Source organism: Pseudanabaena mucicola FACHB-723 (assembly GCF_014696385.1).
Classification (GTDB): Bacteria; Cyanobacteriota; Cyanobacteriia; order Pseudanabaenales; family Pseudanabaenaceae; genus Pseudanabaena.
This window is the reverse complement of the sequence record NZ_JACJQB010000022.1, coordinates 39,671-58,336: the sequence shown is the minus strand read 5'-3', so window position 1 is coordinate 58,336 and position 18,666 is coordinate 39,671. Positions and strand designations below refer to the sequence as shown.

The 18,666-nt window shown below is 43.8% G+C and carries 15 protein-coding genes and 1 pseudogene; 4 read left to right on the top strand and 12 right to left on the bottom strand.

Annotation, left to right across the window (positions count from 1 at the left end; genetic code table 11):
• Positions 1–252 (top strand): annotated as a pseudogene (locus H6F41_RS18825) (IS701 family transposase); the annotation flags it as partial.
• Between the two features lie 83 nt (positions 253–335).
• Here H6F41_RS18825 and H6F41_RS11725 read toward each other — a convergent pair.
• From H6F41_RS11725 to H6F41_RS11715, 3 genes are all read right to left on the bottom strand, one after another.
• Positions 336–1,190 carry a tetratricopeptide repeat protein gene (locus H6F41_RS11725; protein ID WP_190403660.1) on the bottom strand — a complete coding sequence of 285 codons (855 nt, stop codon included), beginning with the start codon at positions 1,188–1,190 and terminating at the stop codon, positions 336–338.
• Positions 1,191–1,279: 89 nt separating this feature from the next.
• Entirely contained in the window at positions 1,280–2,014 is a 735-nt protein-coding gene (locus H6F41_RS11720; protein WP_190403659.1) for a methyltransferase domain-containing protein, read from the bottom strand.
• A 75-nt stretch (positions 2,015–2,089) separates the two neighbouring features.
• Positions 2,090–3,196: a type III polyketide synthase gene (locus H6F41_RS11715; RefSeq protein ID WP_190403658.1), complete on the bottom strand. Its 1,107-nt coding sequence runs from the start codon at positions 3,194–3,196 to the stop codon at positions 2,090–2,092.
• A gap of 144 nt (positions 3,197–3,340) precedes the next feature.
• Between H6F41_RS11715 and H6F41_RS11710 the strand changes: the two genes are divergently transcribed.
• A complete protein-coding gene (locus H6F41_RS11710; protein WP_190403657.1) occupies positions 3,341–6,361 on the top strand; it encodes a CHAT domain-containing protein in 3,021 nt (1,006 codons plus the stop codon).
• 7 nt (positions 6,362–6,368) lie between these two features.
• On the opposite strand, the gene H6F41_RS11705 is transcribed toward H6F41_RS11710, so the two are convergent.
• The gene (locus tag H6F41_RS11705; protein ID WP_190403656.1) at positions 6,369–7,022 is read right to left on the bottom strand and encodes a helix-turn-helix transcriptional regulator; all 654 of its coding nucleotides are present in this window, start codon (positions 7,020–7,022) and stop codon (positions 6,369–6,371) included.
• A gap of 173 nt (positions 7,023–7,195) precedes the next feature.
• On the opposite strand from H6F41_RS11705, the gene H6F41_RS11700 reads away from it, so the two are divergent.
• Positions 7,196–8,173 carry a histone deacetylase family protein gene (locus tag H6F41_RS11700; protein WP_190403655.1) on the top strand — a complete coding sequence of 326 codons (978 nt, stop codon included), beginning with the start codon at positions 7,196–7,198 and terminating at the stop codon, positions 8,171–8,173.
• Between the two features lie 76 nt (positions 8,174–8,249).
• Here H6F41_RS11700 and rpsR read toward each other — a convergent pair whose 3' ends face one another.
• From rpsR to lnt, 6 genes are all read right to left on the bottom strand, one after another.
• Positions 8,250–8,471: a 30S ribosomal protein S18 gene (rpsR, locus tag H6F41_RS11695; RefSeq protein WP_055074037.1), complete on the bottom strand. Its 222-nt coding sequence runs from the start codon at positions 8,469–8,471 to the stop codon at positions 8,250–8,252.
• Between the two features lie 44 nt (positions 8,472–8,515).
• On the bottom strand, positions 8,516–8,710 hold the full coding sequence (gene rpmG / locus H6F41_RS11690; protein WP_094535841.1) for a 50S ribosomal protein L33: 195 nt from the start codon (positions 8,708–8,710) through the stop codon (positions 8,516–8,518).
• A gap of 52 nt (positions 8,711–8,762) precedes the next feature.
• On the bottom strand, positions 8,763–9,212 hold the full coding sequence (locus tag H6F41_RS11685; RefSeq protein ID WP_190403654.1) for a DUF29 domain-containing protein: 450 nt from the start codon (positions 9,210–9,212) through the stop codon (positions 8,763–8,765).
• Between the two features lie 42 nt (positions 9,213–9,254).
• Positions 9,255–10,313: a DUF3326 domain-containing protein gene (locus H6F41_RS11680; RefSeq protein WP_190403653.1), complete on the bottom strand. Its 1,059-nt coding sequence runs from the start codon at positions 10,311–10,313 to the stop codon at positions 9,255–9,257.
• A 32-nt stretch (positions 10,314–10,345) separates the two neighbouring features.
• The gene (locus tag H6F41_RS11675) at positions 10,346–12,052 is read right to left on the bottom strand and encodes an ABC transporter ATP-binding protein (RefSeq protein ID WP_190403664.1); all 1,707 of its coding nucleotides are present in this window, start codon (positions 12,050–12,052) and stop codon (positions 10,346–10,348) included.
• A 146-nt stretch (positions 12,053–12,198) separates the two neighbouring features.
• Positions 12,199–13,737 (bottom strand): apolipoprotein N-acyltransferase, encoded by a 1,539-nt coding sequence (gene lnt / locus H6F41_RS11670; protein WP_190403652.1) that lies wholly within the window; start codon positions 13,735–13,737, stop codon positions 12,199–12,201.
• 133 nt (positions 13,738–13,870) lie between these two features.
• On the opposite strand from lnt, the gene H6F41_RS11665 reads away from it, so the two are divergent.
• Complete coding sequence (locus H6F41_RS11665) at positions 13,871–15,193, top strand: class I SAM-dependent methyltransferase (protein ID WP_322095910.1); 1,323 nt, start codon at positions 13,871–13,873, stop codon at positions 15,191–15,193.
• Positions 15,194–15,338: 145 nt separating this feature from the next.
• Here the strand turns inward: H6F41_RS11665 and H6F41_RS11660 are convergent, their stop codons facing one another.
• Complete coding sequence (locus H6F41_RS11660) at positions 15,339–17,267, bottom strand: CHASE2 domain-containing protein (RefSeq protein WP_190403651.1); 1,929 nt, start codon at positions 17,265–17,267, stop codon at positions 15,339–15,341.
• Between the two features lie 174 nt (positions 17,268–17,441).
• Entirely contained in the window at positions 17,442–18,455 is a 1,014-nt protein-coding gene (locus tag H6F41_RS11655) for a type I glyceraldehyde-3-phosphate dehydrogenase (protein ID WP_190403650.1), read from the bottom strand.
• Positions 18,456–18,666 lie beyond the last annotated feature (211 nt).

The window sequence follows — 18,666 nt, the reverse complement described above, 5'->3', positions numbered from 1 at the left end:
TATCAAAAACGATGGAAAGTTGAAGAGTTTCACAAGTCTTTGAAATCTAATCTGGCTCTTGCTAAGTCGCCCACTGGGATTCCTCATACTCAGAAAAATCACATCTTTGCTTGCTTTTTTGCTTTTGTTAAGCTAGAGCGCCTTCGGATTAAAACTAAACTCAATCACTTTGCTCTCAAGTCTAAACTCTACTTCAATGCCCTTAGGGCTAGTTTCTCTCTTCTCCAAAAATTGGCTATTCCTTCCACGTAACATCAGTTTATAACCCCAAAAAACAGAGAATGAGTTGCGACGCGAAGCACCGCAACTCATTCTCTGTTTTAAAAAAGCGATGTTTATTGCTGCGGAGCGGCACTAGGTGGCTTAGCAGGATCAACAAATGGTTGGGCTTTAGGTGAGAGTGCCGATAGACGCTTTACTTCATCCTTAAACTCAGCAGGAGCAAGCTCTAAGGCTTTATCAAATAGTTTCTTTGCCTCATCATCTTTGCCTTGAATCTGTCTTAGTTGGGCTTTACCAACGTAGGGACGAAAATCCTTGGCGTTGTCTTTGATCATTTGGTCATAGGTGGCGATCGAGTCGTCAATACGATTTTGTTGACGATAGACTTCACCGAGAATCCAACGTACTGAGTTGGTGTCAACGCTATCGGCTTGGATTTTATTAGCAGTTTCCGCAGTTTTGAGGGTATCTTGCAAAAGCCCGATCGCCGCTTCAGGTCGTTTGTCGGTTAACTCAATACTAACCAAGCTCTGAATGGCAGGAAGAAAACCGGGTTTGGTGGTCAGAATCTTGCGATATTCTGCCGAGGCATTTTGGGGATCTTTCAGTTCAATATAGGTACGTGCCAAGGTCATCCGATATTCAGGCTGATCGGGGAAAGTATCAGCGAGGGTTTGTAGTGGCTCGATTGTTTCTTTGACATTTCCTAATTGGTTTCTGAGATTAACTAGACCAATTAATGCAGTTTGATTTTTAGGATCGCTTTTTAGTACAGCCTCAAAACCTTCGATTTGAATCTTGATACGTTCTTGTTCTGAAGCATTTTGAGCAGAATTATTAGCTGGTTGTTGCGTTGGTGGTGCGAAGAGTCCGCCAATTAGTGGTGCAATTGATACGCCCAAAAATGAGAGCGTAACTACGATCAAGACACCGTTAATAATCCATTGTCTTGCTGTACGTTGTGACACGATATTTACCCTAAATTCAAATACATCATAGTTTACAACAATTGATGAAGTGCAACGCTCCGCGTTGCGCTTCATCAACAATCAAGAGGTTAGACAATGCTATGTAAAACCCAGCGAAAGGCATAGCGCCACTTTAGCGAAAACTTGGTTAAACCTGCGGCGGTAGCAATACTTTGCAATTCAGGTGATTTGAAACCACGCAAAACTGAGAGTGGCGCATCATTGCGTACCATCGGGGCAGCAGGTAATAGTCGGGTCAGAGCATAGATGCCGTAATAGGCGAGAGGATGACGATGGAGGTCATTCACCACAATTCCCTGTTTGGAGACACGCTGCATCGATCGCAAAATTTGGACTGCGTTGTCATGGGCAAAGTGATGCAAAAACATGGCTGCGATCGCAATATCAAACTGATCGTCGGCATAGGGAAGTGCCAAGGCATCAGCAACCTCGACTTTGATTTTGCGATAAAACTCTGCGGGCAATCGTTTTTGCAAGGCTTGACGGGCATAGTCTACGGTGACAGGATTGGCATCGATTGCCACAATTTCGACATTGATCGGCGGTGATTGAGCTGCTGCCCACCGCACAATATATTCAGGAAAATCACCAATACCTGTCCCTAAATCAAGAATGCGGATTGGCTGTTGAGTGTGGGCTTGCGATCGCAAAAAAGGAGCAAGCACCTCCATTGTGGTGGCATAACCACCGAGCAGTTGATTGATCGGACGCAGTTGCTCAAGGGCATCGGTAAGGCGTTCATCCTGAATTGAGAAATCATCCATCAACTCATCTTGATCGGTACGAATTTGAAATGAAGGCATATATATTCCTAATTAAACTTTTCCTAATTAAACTTTTTGGAAATCAGATAGCGTGCAACAAAAGATTGAGAATACTTACACTGTTTGGAATAGACAACCTTCAATCGATAGTCCTGGTCCAAATGCTAGGGCAATTCCATGATGTAATGCAGGATTGGTTGCCTGATTTTCAAGAATCTGTTTGAGGATAAAGAGAACTGTTGGTGAACTCATATTCCCATAGCGGCGCAAAACTTCATAGGAATCAGAGACCATAGCATCGCTAAGCTCACAAGCGGTTTGAATCTTTTCAATAATTCTTCTTCCCCCTGGATGAATTGCCCAAAAATCTAGATCTTCCTGCTTAAGATGATATTGACTTAAGAAGGTCTGGAGATACTTGGGGACATGCTCTACGACTACATCAGGGACTTTTGGAGATAATCCCATTAAAAAGCCAGTATCCCCAATTGTCCAGTTCATCATTTCCTCTGTATTCTCTATCAACTGACTTGATCCAGCCGTGTAAGTGAGTTTCCCTTCTGCCTGTGAAAATGGTTGTGCAGTCAGGATAGCGGCGGCGGAACCATCGGAAAAAATAGCATTGATAATTGTATTCTCTAGGGTGTCTGCAACTTGAAAATGTAGTGAACATAATTCCACACAAACCAAGAGAACTTTAGCGCAGTGATTGCCTTGACAAATGGCATGAGCCGTTTGTAGCCCATTAAAAGCCGCATGGCAACCCATAAAGCCGATCATCGTCCGTGAAACCGTCGGCTCTAAACCTAGTTGCTTAATGAGTTGAATATCTACCCCCGGCGCAGTGAAACCAGTACAACTCACGACCACCAAATGCGTAATTTCCTTGACGCTGAGATTTGTCTTTGCGATCGCAAGTTGGGCAGCTTGCAGGGCAATTTGGGGTGCGTATTTTGTATATATTTGATTGCGCCTAAAGCTGGTGGGGGCTGGGGTCAGTTCCCAATTTTGAGGATATAGTTCAAATTTCTGCAAATCTCCGCCATAGTCGGGAATGCAGCTATAGCGATAATCGATGCCTGAGTTCGCATAAATTGCAGGTATTCTTTTTCTAATCGCAGGTGATAGACTTTCAGTGTGGAGCATAAAGTCTGCTGCTTGAGACTGAGTAAGCTTATGGGGAGGATTGGCAGTCGCAATCGATTCTAAAACTGTATACATCGGTTTAAACTGCCTAGGCTATGCTGTGAGAACTTTTACAAAGTTTTGCAGATATCTGCAAAATGTATATTTATGATTTTACTTGGGATACCAGCTAGAAATACGCGATTTCTGATTTGATCCACTTTCTCCCCAAAGCTAATTATGCTATATCGCTCCGTCTTAGCAATTTTCCTCATGGCGATCGCCATACCTAGCCCAGCTCAGGCAAAAAATAAGGTTGCAATCCCTTTGCCCCATGCCACAACGCAAAATGTGCATCTGCCCGAACGATTAGCCGAAGGAAAACCCTCATTAAAACAAGGTTTTGAGCTAGTAATTCAGGCAAGACAACAGTTACAGAATGGTCAAAAGGAACAGGGGTTGCAATTATTTCAAAAAGCGATCGCAATTTTTCAGCAAGAAGGAGATCGGCTATCGGAGGCGAGAACTGGCAACTTCATTGGCAATGTCTATCTAGATTTACAGAAAACCGATTTAGCGATTGCTTCCTATCAAAATGCTTTTAAGATTATTCGAGAAATTCAGCTACAAGATGCTGAAGAAAATCGTCGGGTTAGATCTGATGAAGCGCTAATTTTGCAAAATCTTGCCTTTGCCTTCAATCGAGCTAATAATTGGCAACAGGCAATTACCACCTATGAGCAAGCCCTTACAAGAGTGCGCTTAATCTCAGATCAGGCACGAGAATTAACAATTCTCAATAATATTGGCAATATTCAAGTGGAAATTGGTCAATTTAGCCAAGGATTGGAACGATTACAAGAGGCTTTAGCTATTTATGAAGCAAATAACAATCAAAAGGGAACCGCAGGAGTCTTACTAAATATTGGGTTTGCCTATCGCCGCATGGGACAGTTCGAGAAAGCCTTGGACTTTTATCGCAAGTCACTAAAGATCGTAAGAGCCACAGGCGAACGTCGCATCGAAACTAGTATTTTCAATAATATGGCAGGTGTCTATCGCAGTCAGAGTAAATATTTAGAAGCTCTAAATGCCTACAAAGCTTCTCTAGAAATTTCGCAACAACTGAATTTGACTAGCCAAGAAGCAACAACTATCAACAATATTGCGACTGTCTATAAGGAATTAGGTCAACTAGATAATGCCTTAGACTTCTATGGCAGAGCTTTGCCTAAGATTCGGCAGCTCGGTGATCGGCAGCTAGAGAGTATTTTTCTGAGTAATATTGGTTCAGTTTACGATGATAAACGTGATGCTCAAAAAGCCCTCAGTTATTACAACCAAGCGCTCATGATTCATCAAGAACTGAATGACTTACCTGCACAGGGCATCACCCACAACAATATTGGTGAAGTCTATCGGTCTTTAAAACAGTATGAACAGGCTTTGGCAAACTATCAGAAAGCCTTAGAAATTGTGATTGCTATTGGCGATCTTTCGGCTGAAGCGAAAACTTTGAGTAATCTTGGCACGGTCTACGCTAATCTCAATCGCTATCCTGAAGCCTTCAATATCTACCAACAGGCGGCGACAATTCATCGTCAGTTAGGAGAACGACGCAGTGAAAGTATTGATCTCAGCAGTTTGGGAGATTTATTCACCCGATGGAAGCAACCAGAGTTAGCCATTCTCTTTTATAAGCAATCCGTGAATCTGCGCGAATCGATTCGCAAAGAATTGCGATCGCTATCTGTTGCCGATCAACAAACCTTTACGGGCACTGTTGCTGATACCTATCGCGATCTGGCTGATCTATTGCTCAAGCAAAACCGCATTCTCGAAGCACAACAGGTACTGGATTTGCTGAAGGTGCAGGAATTAGACGATTATCTGCAAAATGTACGCGGTAATAACGAAACAGCTAAGGGTATTGAGTTTCTTGCGGCTGAACAAAGATTTTTGGCGGATTATAATGCAATTCAATCCCGTTCCATTCAATCAGGTAAAGAACAACTAGAAATCCTCAAAATCACGCAGAAAAATCGCACACCGCAACAAATTCAGCGTCTACAGGAATTGCGAGAGGTGCAAGAACGGGCGGCGAAACAGATCGACAACTATATTCAAAGTCCTGCGGTGACAACGATTCTTTCCCAAGTCAATCAAACGGGCGATCGCAATCAGGTCAATCTCCAGCAATTTAGCGATCTACAAAAGAATTTGCAACTGCGATCGCAAAAAGCTGCAATTCTCTACCCACTAGTCCTTGATGATCGCCTAGAGCTAATTTTGGTTACTGCTGAAGGTGCGCCAATTCGTCGCACTGTGGCAATTTCTAAAGAGGAACTCAATCGAGCCATTATTACTTTCCGCATCGATGTACGTGACCCTAGTTCCCTCGATATATTAGACTCAGCTCATCAACTCTATACATTGCTGATTGAGCCGATCGCGGCGGATTTAGAAAAAGCTAATGTGCAAACAATTATCTATGCCCCCGATGGACAGTTGCGTTACTTACCAATAGCCGCCCTCCATGATCGCCAACAATGGCTCGTAGAACGCTATGCCATTAATACAATTACCGCCGCTAGCCTGACCAATTTAAGCAATCGCGATCGCAATAATCAGCTCCGTGTACTGGCGGGTGCATTTACCTCTGGCAAATATGTTTTTAAGGTAAATGGACAAACCTTTGACTTTGCGGGATTACCCTTTGCGGGGCAAGAAGTAAACAATCTTGTGGCTAAATTACCTGAGACGACCAAATTTATTGATCGCAATTTTAGTGCGAGTTCTACAGTTTCTAAATTCAAGGATTACAACATCATCCATCTCGCCACCCATGCCGCCTTTGTCAATGGTAAACCCGAAGATTCCTTTGTCATGTTTGGCGATGGCAGTCGTGTATCCCTCCGTGATGTCTCCACATGGTCACTGCAAAACGTCGATCTGGTCATCCTCAGCGCTTGCGAAACAGGGGTTGGCGGCAGACTTGGCAATGGCACTGAAATTATGGGTTTTGGCTATCAAATGGAATATGCAGGTGCAAAAGCGGCGATCGCATCGCTCTGGAAAGTCTCTGATGGCGGCACGCAGGCTTTAATGGACAATTTTTATGATATTCTTCCTAACCCGCAGTTGTCTAAGGCTGAAGTTCTAGCAAAGTCGCAAAGAGCAATGATTAAATCACCCCAAAATCGTGATTTTAGCCATCCTTACTATTGGTCGCCATTTATTATCATTGGCAATGGACTGTAGCCCCAAATCAATCGGGACGCACAAACCAAAGCCGTCGCTTGCCATCATGGGCAATACAATCAAGAACTAAATCTTTAACTTTAATTGGTAACCTCCCCGTTCTCCGCGCCCGTCGCAAACTACTGGGCGAACATTCTACAATTTTGGCAATTTCCGAAGTTGTCCAGAGCCTTGTGAATAAATCATCGGGATAAGAAGATATGCTCTGCGCGAGATCCTTCCAAGTTTGGACATAGGCGGCAGTTGCATCCGTATGCTGAATAACGGTGTCAGCATTGGCGCTGCTGTCGAGTTCCACTAATGCAGGTGGACGCGGATCTAGCTCTCCAAAAATATCCGTGTCAATATAAACCTGCACATTGAAGATGTCATCCCACCGCTTCCGAAAATCTGCCTGATTATCCCCCCCAATATCGTGTATTTCCGTTTCTTCTGAATCCGTAATGCTTTCAGGCAATTGCTCCGTATTTTCAATATTTATGAAAGGATGGTTAACAGCCCTTTTAATCTCAGAAATTAAATTGTCTAAAGAATTGGCGATATTTTGTTGGTTGTGTTGATCGTAGAGACTGATAATCTCTTGGATCTTTGATGCCAGTTCTTGGGGGACGGCTAGCATTTTTGTATCAATCGGCTGTTTTGACTGTAAAGAATCGACCACAGGATAGACCCAAGTAAAATTTGTTGCAGCACTACAAAAAGATTGCAGTCGAAGCTGTAGTTCAAAGCTGTAATTTTAAAAGTATAACGCTAGTCTTTAGGTAGATACCAAGGATAGCAAGTATTCATCCCAGTATTTATTTAAGTATTAATCAATTCCAAGTTATAACAACTATGTTTTCATCTCCCACCATTACTTCAGCCCAAAATAATTACAAATTTCCAATTATTTACTCTGAAGCTTTCTTAGAGCATGACACAGGTACTTATCATCCTGAAAAAGCAGGTCGCCTAACTGCAATCGTTGAAGCCCTCAAAAATTCTGCGATCGCAGAGCAATTAATTTGGCAAGAACCCACCGATATCCATAGCCGTAAGCAGTCAGGCATCGATATTTTGCAAGAAGTGCAGCGCTTTCATACAAAAGCCTATATCGACAGCTTACAAGCCATGACCATGATGGGCGGTGGCTATATCGACGGTGATACCATCGCCTCAGTTAATACCTATGATGTGGCACTTTTGGCGGTGAGTGCATGGCTGGATGGAGTCGATCTGGTGCTAGAGTCTGGTCGCCCTGCCTTTGTGCTAGCCCGTCCCCCCGGACACCATGCTCGCGCCCATACAGGCATGGGCTTTTGCATTTTTGGCAATGCTGCGATTGCCGCTATGTCAGCTTGCGATCGCAAAAACCTTGATCGCGTAGCTATTCTCGACTGGGACGTACATCACGGCAATGGTACACAGGAAGCCGTGTGGGAGCGTCACGATATTGCCTATGTATCCACTCACCAGTCGCCATTTTACCCAATGACAGGTCATCCCGATGAAACAGGCGCACATCGCAATATTTTGAATATTCCCATGCGATCGGGTGCTGCCATTGCGGAATATTTACCCGTCTTCACCAATCAAATCATCCCCTTTTTACAAGATTTTCAACCTGATCTTTTAATTGTCAGTGCAGGTTTCGATGCCAATGCCGATGACCCCTTAGCGAGCATTTTCCTCAAACCAGAGGATTTTGGGACTTTTACGCAACTATGCCTAGAAATTACCCCCAAAATTGTTTTTGGTCTAGAGGGTGGCTATGACTTTGATAGTCTTTCGCAATCGGTGGTTGCTGTGGTTGAGCAATGCCTAAAAAAATAGAGAGACGCATTGCGTCTCTCTATCTCTACAAACAAAAAAGAAAGGACGCATCGCGTCCTTTCTTTTTTAGTATTGTTTAGCCTTCTTTGTTGATGAAAGGAAGCAAGGCAACAACGCGAGCTTGTTTAATCGCAGTTGTTAAGGCGCGTTGCTGCTTTGCAGTTAAGCCTGTGATGCGACGGGGAAGAATTTTGCCACGTTCGGTGATGTACTTACGCAGTAATTCGACATCTTTATAGTCGATTTTGGCAGCAGGCGCAATCGGAGAGAGGCGCTTACGATAAAAAGAGGAGTTCATTGCCATAATTGGGATTACGCGGTTTTAATAATTAGGTTAAGGGACTATTTGATTTCTTTGTGAACGGTATGAGAGTTGCAATGAGGGCAGAACTTTTTGAGTTCTAATCTTGCGGTTGTATTACGACGATTTTTCATGGTCGTATAACGAGACACACCAGGAGAGCGCTTATTAGCATTGGTGCGACATTCGGTGCACTCTAGCGTAACGACAAGACGGACACCTTTGTTTTTAGCCATTTTTTTAGTTGTGAGATTACTTAAAAGTGCGATCTACAATTGTTACACAAAGTCATCCTATTTCTACGCCTATAGGAAAATTATTATCAAAAATCTGGGTGATCGCATAGGGACATACCTCAGGTAAGTCTTTATAATCTAAAGGTGTTTCCCGCACTACGAGATCCAAAGCCGACTCATAACCTTCGGATATTGCCTCATCTAAATAAGACTTTAGGCTAGGATTTTTTGTGATTAGCCTTTGGATTTGTCGTCTTTGCTCACGAATAGTCGATCGCCAACTCTTACCACGTAAATTTGGTTGTAAATCCCACTTGAGTAGATGTCCTAATAAAATTCCTAATCGATTTTCTAATTCTGATCTTTGCTGATTACCCAAAGACTCAATCTCTTCTGCTAAATTTTCTAAATCTAAGTCATCAAATTTGCCTAAGCGCAAACGCTCAACTTGATCAACTGTCCAACGATAAAAATCTGATTCATAAAGCAATTTGATTGTCATACCATATATTTTCCATGGAATACTCTTATTATTGTAAAGACATTAACAAAAAGTATTCCTCAAACTTTGGGGATTAATTCCAGATTTAATCGCTGCTAAAATTCCGATCGCTTCCCAATAATTATTAACTTGAATGCCATTTAAACCAAGTATTTCAGGGGTGACATCCAAAACCGTTTGATTTTCTCTAACAAAAATTGTCTGAACATGGGGCAATTGATTCAATGCTAGTAGCCCTGCCCCACCGCAAGCACTATAGGGCGTGATCATGACATTAATATCCGCAGCCGTCAGATCATTAGTTCTACACAAATCTCGCTTGGTAATGAGCTGTGGCGCACGACTCAACCCCACCAACACGCAGGGCAAAAATGTATAGCCCAATTCCTCCGCCGCCGCACGAGGTGACACACTCGGATCGAGGGGTAATGGTTGCAAGGCAGGAGCATGGGCGCAAGGTATGGCAAACTCACGCACAATCGCATGACTAATTACTGCTTCAGCACCCGCCAGAGCATCGACACCTTTGCCTTGGCGATAGTTCTGTAACGATTCACTATCAGGATCATCGGGAAACCTAGCAACAACTGCGATCGCAGTTACCTGTGCTTCTTGAATTAATTTTTCAGCAGCTCTCAATAAACTATCAAGATTGGCAACTGTTCCCCATGTCGCACCCGATTCTCCTGATCGCAATTCCACCCCTAGCGGCTGATCTGTCACTAAAATATCGCTAACATTCAAGCCTAGGGTTGCCTGTGCGGCGGCAATCGCTTGACGGTGACGTACTTCTAAATCCACCTCCATTCCGCGATCGAGAATCACCCCAATTCGATTAGAGCGCACAGGACGTAAACCCCATTCCCCCTTTGCCATCTGGTCGATCGCAAATCCTTCGGTATACAACACATTCGGCATCGACCAATATAAACTCGCACCATTTAAAACATTAGGATGCGTAATCAAGCAATCAGCAACCGAGGCGATCGTCCTTGCCACTGGTAATGCATCTCCTGCATAGCCGCCAATGGCAGCATTAATTCCTGTGGGGACAAGCAGTAATACATTAAACGGTGGCGAGGAGACTGAACTTGATAACATCTATATTTTTTGTCTTACTGGTCTTATTTGTTTTAACCAATGCTGTCAAATTGGCGAGCGTGCAGTTGGGAATAGCGCCCACCTTTTTGTAACAACTCATCATGGGTTCCCGATTCCACAATTTGACCTTGGTCAAGTACCAAAATGCGATCGCTATTTCTGATCGTGGCTAAGCGGTGGGCAATGATAAATACCGTCCGTCCCTGCATCAAGCGTTGTAAAGCTTCTTGGACAAGACTCTCAGACTCGGCATCTAGCGCCGATGTTGCCTCATCCAGAATCAGGATTTTGGGATTGTGCAGAACCGCGCGAGCAATAGAAATTCGTTGTCTCTGACCACCAGAAAGATTTACGCCACGCTCACCCACCCATGTGTCATAACCTTGGGGTAGTTCCATAATAAAATCATGGGCATTGGCAACACGCGCTGCATTTTCTACAGCTTTCGTATCATAATCCTTCTGTCCAAAGGCGATATTAGAGGCAACAGTTCCTGAAAAGAGGATATTTTCTTGAGGAACAAGCGCTAATTGGCGGCGAAGACTTTGAATCTGCACATCACGGATATCATAACCATCAATCAGAATTTTGCCAGACTTGACATCGTGAAAGCGCATGAGCAAATTCATCAATGTGGATTTACCTGCCCCCGAAGAGCCAACTAGGGCAATGGCTTCCCCTTGATGCGCGACAAGATTGATATCCGTGAGCACAGGACGATCATTTTGATAATGGAAGCAAACATTAATGTATTCGACTTTGCCTGTCACATCAGGAAGTGCGATCGCATTCGGCTTTTCCGTCACAATCGGCTGAATTTCAAAAATTTCAAAAATCCGATCCACAGAGGCTTCGGCCTGTTTGATTTCGTTATAGCTACCTGTAGTATTGGCGATCGGGTCAATTAATAGAGCGACACCCGCACCAAAAGCAACAAATTGTTCGGGCTTGAGCCAATTGTTAGAAATCAACCAACCACCCAGCAGAAATAGGAAACAAATCCCTGCAGCTTCTAAAAAACCAATTACTGGGTATTGAATAGCCCTTACCCGATCAGCAGCATATTTACGGCGGCTATTTTGCTCAGATTCCTGTTTAAATCGTTCGACTTCGTAAGATTCTGTGGCAAAGGCACGCACAAGTCGAATGCCGCTAAAAATCTCTGATAGCAGAGCCGCAAGGTTAGAAACTTGATCTTGACTGCGGCGGCTAAGGTTTAACATGCGATTGCCAAACCAAGCAATTAATAGAGCAATCAATGGCGCAACTGCTAAGGTCGTCAGCGTCAAAATCCAGTTTAAATAGATCATGTACGCCAGTACAAAGATTAATTGCAGGACTGACGGAATGAACTGATGAAAAAATTTGCCAATCACTTCACCAATGCGATCGATATCTTCGGTAAGACGATAGGACAGGTCACCAGTGCGTGATTCGGCGAAATAGTCGAGATCGAGGGTCTGCAAATGAGAGTAGACATCCACCCGCAAATCTCTCGCGGCATTCAGCGCCGCCTTTGCCATCATTGAGTCCTGTCCGTACTGCCCCAAGCCCCGAAAGACAAACATAACGACTGTGAAAATAGCGATTTGGATAATCCCATTCACATCACCTTTGCCTAGTGCCTGCGCGACTCGCCCCAATAGCTCGGCAAGCAGAGGCATCGTCCCAATAAATATCAATGTACATAAGAAAGCTTTAGCAATCAGAAAACGCTGGGGATAGACGTAATCTCGCATTTGCCAGTAAGAGGAGCGCTTTGCAGATTTTCCTGAAGATCGTTGTTTCAAACTTGTAGCTCAAATGATTAAAATTCGCCAAGGATTAGTTTTGCATTTTACAACGCTTTGCGCTGATCAAAGCCCAGATAAATTGTTGGCAAAAATCAAGAATAGAAGCGATGCCTAGTATAAATACCAATACTGACCAAACAGAGCAAAGGTGTCAGCCAATCACCCCACAACACATATAGAGTTTTGGTATCACGAAGATAAACAGTTTCTAGATGGGTTTCATAGGTATTCACATCAGAGAGCCAAACCGTGCGCCCATTCGGATCGACAAAGCCAGAATAACCAGTATTAGTTGCCCTCACTGCCCAGCGATCGCTTTCAATCGCTCTTGCCACATCCTGAGCATGGTGTTGGGCGGACATGTAGGGCGCAAAGTGAGCATTATTGGAAGCAGAGAGAATTAGTCTTCCACCTGCGGCGGTTTGAAAACGGAATGTGGCTGGATATGCCGATTCATAGCAAATCCCCACAATAAAGCGCCCCCAAGGAGTATCAACAAGTTGTTCACTCGAACCTGCATCAACTTCACCACGCAATGGTGATAGACGTTTAATTAAACTTCCTAAAATTGGCTTGAAGGGAATATATTCACCAATGGGAACAAGGCGCACTTTATCGTACTGCCCAAGAATTCGATCAGTACCATCAATTAAAAACAGGCTATTGGTATAGTTATTTGGGTCTTCGGCGTTAGGGTTGCGCGTTGTACCGAAGCCACCGAGCCAGACAGGAACGCGATATTTCTCAACAATGCGATCAAAGGGTTCTCTTCGTGGGTCGTAATTGGGATAGAGGAAAGAAATTGCGGTTTCAGGCGTGACAATCATTTCTGCACCCGATTGTGCTAGTTTCTCATAGCCCTTGGTATAGTTGTTAACGGCAATTTCCCAACCTTTAGGCTTTACAGTTAAGGCATTAGGGAAGTTACCCTGAATGATTCCTGCTTTAATGGGTTGACCATTGCTGCTGGTCATGCGATCGCGATTCATTTCCCATGTGCCATAGCTGACCATGGCGGCGATAAAAGCAATAATTGCGATCGTAAAACCGCGTCTCTCCCGCCAAGTTTTATGCAATAAAATCTCCGCTAACAGTCCATTGATCACCACAATCGCCGATGTCATCGTTTGCTGTCCAGAGATGCGGCTAATCTGCAATAGCAATAAATCGTGAGGGCTCTGGGTATAGCCTAGCGCTGTCCAATAGAGTGGTCCCCAGCTCCAAACAATCTCTAACCCGCTAAAGATGGCACAGGCAATCACAATTCGACTGGTCACATTTAACTGCTGTGTCAGCAATGACATGCCTCCTGCCCACAAGCCCGAGAGCACTGCTCCCCATGCTGTAATCAATACCCAAACTAAAGTGGCAATCCCGAAACTTGTCCACCAAGGTACACCCATCCATTCCATTGGGTGCACAGATGTAATCCAAAATAGAGCCATGCCGTGATAGCAACATCCCCAGACAAATCCCATGACGATCGCAGCTTTGACCTTGAGCTTTTGCGCCAACATCCACAATGGAATTAGGGCAATCCATGCTAACCACCATTGACTAAAGGGATCGGGAGTCAGTCCCATCAGCACTCCCCCAAGGGCAGCAAACAGGAGATTACGTAAATTGTGCATAGGAGGGTGATTGGAGCTTGACCGTCTATCTCACTATAAAAGGTTTGAGCTAAAACTTATTTGAACCTTCTTTAAAATACTAGACAGTTACAATTATGATGTAGCCAATGAATATGACAAAAGCAGAATTTTAGTGAACCTAGATCAATTTCTAATAACAGAAAAAGTCCGTCAACAGTTTGATAGTAGCCCCTATCCGCGTATCCCTTTGGAGCAGTCGCCCAAGGATAATGCTTATCAGTTATATATCCATAATTTAGTGACTGCTTTTTATCGGCGCGATCGCAAAATCATTGATCCAACAGGCAGGTTGATTTTAGATGCGGGATGCGGCTCTGGATATAAGTCTTTGATTTTGGCGGAGTCTAATCCTAATGCCAAGATTATTGGGGTGGATATATCGTCAGAGTCCGTGAAGCTAGCGGAACAAAGGCTGAAATATCATGGTTTTGACAATGCTGAATTTCATTGCGTATCAATTGAGAACTTGATTGATCTAGGCTATCAGTTTGACTACATAAACTGCGATGAGACTTTATATCTGATGCCTGACCCTGCGATTGCCCTAGCAGCAATGAAATCTGTTCTCAAACCTAATGGGATTATTCGCGCCAATTTGCATAGTGCTTTACAGAGAGAGAGCTTCTATCGGGCGCAGCAAGTGTTTAAGTTAATGGGGGTGATGGATGGGGACATTGGAGATCTAGAAATAGAGGCAGTAATTGAGACGATGCAAGCCCTGAAAGATAATGTTAATCTCAAAGTACAGACTTGGGATGCTAGTTTTTTGGGAGAAGCTGGCAAAGAGAAGATATTAACAAATCAGTTATTACAAGGAGATAAGGGATTTGCAATCGCAGATTTATTTTCGGCACTAAGAAAGTCTGAACTAGAATTTGTGAGTATGGTTAACTGGCGAGACTGGAATCTGAGGGAGCTTTTTAAAGAGTCGGATAGCTTGCCGTTAGTTTGGGAAATGAGTTTACCCGATGTAAGTATTGAAGATCAGTTGCGGATGTATGAGCTAATTAATCCAGTCCATCGCCTATTAGATTTTTGGTGTGGTCATAGCCGCCAATCACCTCAGATGACATCCTTTGAAGATGGGAATGAAGATGACTGGTATTCAGCAAGGGTCTACTTACATCCGCAGTTACAGACTCAACGATTTAGCGCTGATTTGCAAAGTTGTGTGATGCAATGTCGTACAGTTAACCTGAGTCAACATTTATCTTTGGTTAAGCCAATTGTGACCATTGATAGCTCTATGGCGGCTTGTCTATTGCCCTTACTCGATTCTCCGCAAACTATTGGCACTTTGAGCGAATATTACGCAAAAATCAGACCAGTCAATCCGCTCACTTTGCGATCGCAGAGTATAGTCGAGATATTACCTTTGGTACAAAATACTATTTGCGATTTAGAGAGCTTGGGATATTTGATAATAGAGCAATAATTTTATGAACATTGAGGTGAGCAAAGTTGTCTAGATTGCAAAACTAGAAGAAGTGCGATCGCAAATTTTGCTAGAATCTCGCACACCAAATTAGATCGACCGCTTTCCATTCTGGATTTACGATCATTGCTTGATTTTCATGCCCTCACGATTCAACTGAGCAGTGTCCGATAACGCGATAAATTTCTGTCTCATGTTTTTTGCCCTTGAGCGCATACTTTCCTACAAATTCCGTGTGGAAACGCTCATCTAAATGATGATGGGTGTCTTCACTGATTAAGATATGATTTGGTCCGCCATCAACTTCTTTGTTAAAGCTTTCTAACCTTGCCGCCACATTCACGGTATCGCCCAAAACTGAATATTCAAGGCGTTCAGTGCTGCCCAAACTTCCTGCAATCACAACACCAGAGTTAATACCAATGCCAGTACCGACGGGGGGTAGCCCCTGTGCCACCCACGTATCATTCATTGCCGATAGCTTGCGAGCAATTGCGATCGCAGCAGTAACTGCCGCTTGGGCATCGTGGGTACGCTCAGATGCTTCGGTATGCGGAATTGGTACGCCAAAAACCGCCATGACCGCATCCCCAATATATTTGTCGATCATGCCACCATGGGCAATTACTTCATTGGCAATCGCACCCAGATAAGTATTCAGCCAATCTAAGGTTTCTCTGGGGGATTGGGCTTCTGCGGCTGTACTAAAGTTCCGCATGTCCGTAAATAGGACAGTCACATAGACTTCTTGACCTGCAATTCTCCCTGCTTGCATAAACTGTTCGCGATTTTTCCAAATCACATCAACCAATTCCTTGGACACATGGCGTGAAAATAAGCCCACTAATAATTTCCGCTCCGATTGCTGGATTGCTAGTTGATAGGCAGTGACAAGGACATTTGCCGTAATCAGACCTAACAATGTCGGAAATAATGGTAGCCACAGCGCTTGTCCAAACGCCCAAAGTCCACCTCCCACTAATCCCACTACAGCAACGCCTAGCAACCCCAGATTTTTACCTGCGTTTTGAATAAAGGCTGCCATTGTGCCACCGATGATTGTCCAAGCCACAATCCAGAGCATTTCCCAATTGTTGTGCCATACCTGAATAAATTTTTGATCATTTAAGGTGGCGCTGACCAAATGACTGACGATATTGGCATGGATTTCCACCCCATACATCACTTCCCCATCAACAGTTACAGGTGTTGGATAACTATCCTTGAGGCTTTCTGCGGTTACGCCAATCAGAACAATGCGATCGCGCAAACGTTCAGGGGCAACTAAACCACTAATAACATCATCCGCCTGAATATGTTCAAATCCTCTCGGTCTGCCACGGTAGCGAATCATAATCTGATAGCCACTATCATCCTCTTGCCGATAAGCGCCATAGTCAGCCGTCAATCGCGGAATGATTTGCTTACCTGCTGTAAATTGAATCGCTGAGGGATTAAATTCTATTTGGGTATTGTGAATCTTTTGGAGATAAAAATTGGCAATTTCAAAGGCAAAGGAGCCAGTATCGCCCACGATCGAAGCGCGGCGCACGATTGCCCCTTTGTCGGTCAGCAAATTGACATAGCCATGTAGACTAATTTTCTCTAAATCCTTCGCAGGTGCAACCCCACTACGCCCCTCTACCGTCGCTACAAATTTGGCATTAACGACATTACCCGCATTTTTAACTGCCTCGATTAGTTCTTCACGCCCCTCTAACACAGGTAAATCTAAATATTTATCAATACCAATTACCGCAGGTTTTGCGATCGCAAGTTGATTGATAAGCTTGGCGAATAGCCGATCACTAAAGGGCCAGCGCAATTTTTGAATATCCGCCTCAGAAATTTCCACAATAACAATGCGTGGGTCGGCGGATTCCTGCAATTGCGATCGCATCAAGCTGTCATACACCCATAGCTCAGGCTGTTTTAAAACACCACTGTTCCTGAGTCCAACGATCCCCAAAGAAAATGCCACAGTAATCACCCCAGCCACAATTGGCTGATGATTACGTTTATACAAACTTTTACACAGATCCCCAAAATTTACCAAAGGAACAGGAAGTTTCATTTTGATTGCCATATAAAATTGCTATTTGCAAATTAAGGAGTTCGGCATAATTAAACTTAAAATCCAGAAGCTTGTGTCACCTGCTTAGTGGGCGATACAAGCTTTGTCTTTTAGCTACGCTAAATATCAAAAAAGAGAGGGGAGCGCTTGGCACTCCCCTCTCTTTTTGATTTCTTACTTCCAGTTCTTAGCAACAATTTCAGCCAAGTCAACTACACGTTGGCTATAGCCCCATTCGTTGTCATACCATGCGACAACCTTAACCATGTTGCCGCCCATGACCATAGTCAAGGATGAGTCAACAATTGAAGATGCATCAGTACCACGGTAGTCAATGGAAACCAAAGGCAATTCGTTATACTCTAAAATTCCCTTCATTGAACCTTCAGCAGCAGCACGGAAAGCTTCGTTAACTTCTTGAGCAATAGTTTTCTTTTCAACTTCTACGACAAAGTCAACGACAGAAACGTTAGGAGTTGGTACGCGCAATGCAATCCCATTGAGCTTACCTGCGAGTTCTGGCAATACGAGAGCTACTGCCTTAGCTGCACCCGTGGATGTAGGGACAATGCTCAAAGCTGCTGCTCTAGCACGACGCAGATCACGGTGGCTAGCATCTAGCAAACGTTGGTCACCTGTGTAACTGTGGGTGGTGGTCATCACACCCTTAACAATACCGAAGTTTTCGAGGAGAACTTTAGCAACAGGGGCTAAGCAGTTGGTCGTACAGCTAGCGTTACTGATGATGTTGTGGATATCGTGGTTGTATTGGTCTTCGTTGACACCAACAACAAACGTACCATCTTCATTTTTGCCAGGGGCTGTAATTAAGACTTTCTTTGCACCAGCATTGATATGTCTGCTAGCGCCCACCTTATCAATGAATACACCAGTAGATTCAATAACTAGATCAATACCCCAATCTTTCCAAGGCAAATTGTCAGGATTGCGATCGGAGACGGTTTTGATGGTTTTACCATTAACAGTAATGGTGGTGTCATCAGCACTAACTTCGCCAGCAAATTTGCCCAGCATGGAGTCGTACTTGAGCAAGTGAGCGTTGGTACGGGGATCGGATGTATCGTTAAGTCCAACTAGTTCTATGTTTGTATCTGTGCGCCCAGCCCAGCATCTGAGGAAGTTGCGTCCGATACGTCCAAATCCGTTAATCGCTACCCTGATAGTCACTTTTTATCGCCCTTTATGTAAATTTAACTTTTTACTTTAATCTGATGCCTATGATACCGAAAAACCGTACCTAATTTATTGGCTCTTTGGGCAAATTTTTGATCTTTTCCAAAAATGTAGCCTTGCCAGTAATTTCGTTAATTTTGAGGATATTTTTACTGAGACATGATCAGCGTCATGCTGATACTAATACTTTCTCAGTGTAAGAAAT

What these genes read in the sequence shown, in the direction of transcription:
- H6F41_RS11680 (WP_190403653.1), bottom strand. Translation starts at nt 10,313, where the DNA reads ATGTTATCAAGTTCAGTCTCCTCGCCACCGTTTAATGTATTACTGCTT.
- rpsR (WP_055074037.1), bottom strand. Translation starts at nt 8,471, where the DNA reads ATGAACTCCTCTTTTTATCGTAAGCGCCTCTCTCCGATTGCGCCTGCT.
- lnt (WP_190403652.1), bottom strand. Translation starts at nt 13,737, where the DNA reads ATGCACAATTTACGTAATCTCCTGTTTGCTGCCCTTGGGGGAGTGCTG.
- H6F41_RS11660 (WP_190403651.1), bottom strand. Translation starts at nt 17,267, where the DNA reads ATGAAACTTCCTGTTCCTTTGGTAAATTTTGGGGATCTGTGTAAAAGT.
- H6F41_RS11720 (WP_190403659.1), bottom strand. Translation starts at nt 2,014, where the DNA reads ATGCCTTCATTTCAAATTCGTACCGATCAAGATGAGTTGATGGATGAT.
- H6F41_RS11715 (WP_190403658.1), bottom strand. Translation starts at nt 3,196, where the DNA reads ATGTATACAGTTTTAGAATCGATTGCGACTGCCAATCCTCCCCATAAG.
- H6F41_RS11675 (WP_190403664.1), bottom strand. Translation starts at nt 12,052, where the DNA reads ATGCGAGATTACGTCTATCCCCAGCGTTTTCTGATTGCTAAAGCTTTC.
- H6F41_RS11700 (WP_190403655.1), top strand. Translation starts at nt 7,196, where the DNA reads ATGTTTTCATCTCCCACCATTACTTCAGCCCAAAATAATTACAAATTT.
- H6F41_RS11685 (WP_190403654.1), bottom strand. Translation starts at nt 9,212, where the DNA reads ATGACAATCAAATTGCTTTATGAATCAGATTTTTATCGTTGGACAGTT.
- rpmG (WP_094535841.1), bottom strand. Translation starts at nt 8,710, where the DNA reads ATGGCTAAAAACAAAGGTGTCCGTCTTGTCGTTACGCTAGAGTGCACC.
- H6F41_RS11710 (WP_190403657.1), top strand. Translation starts at nt 3,341, where the DNA reads ATGCTATATCGCTCCGTCTTAGCAATTTTCCTCATGGCGATCGCCATA.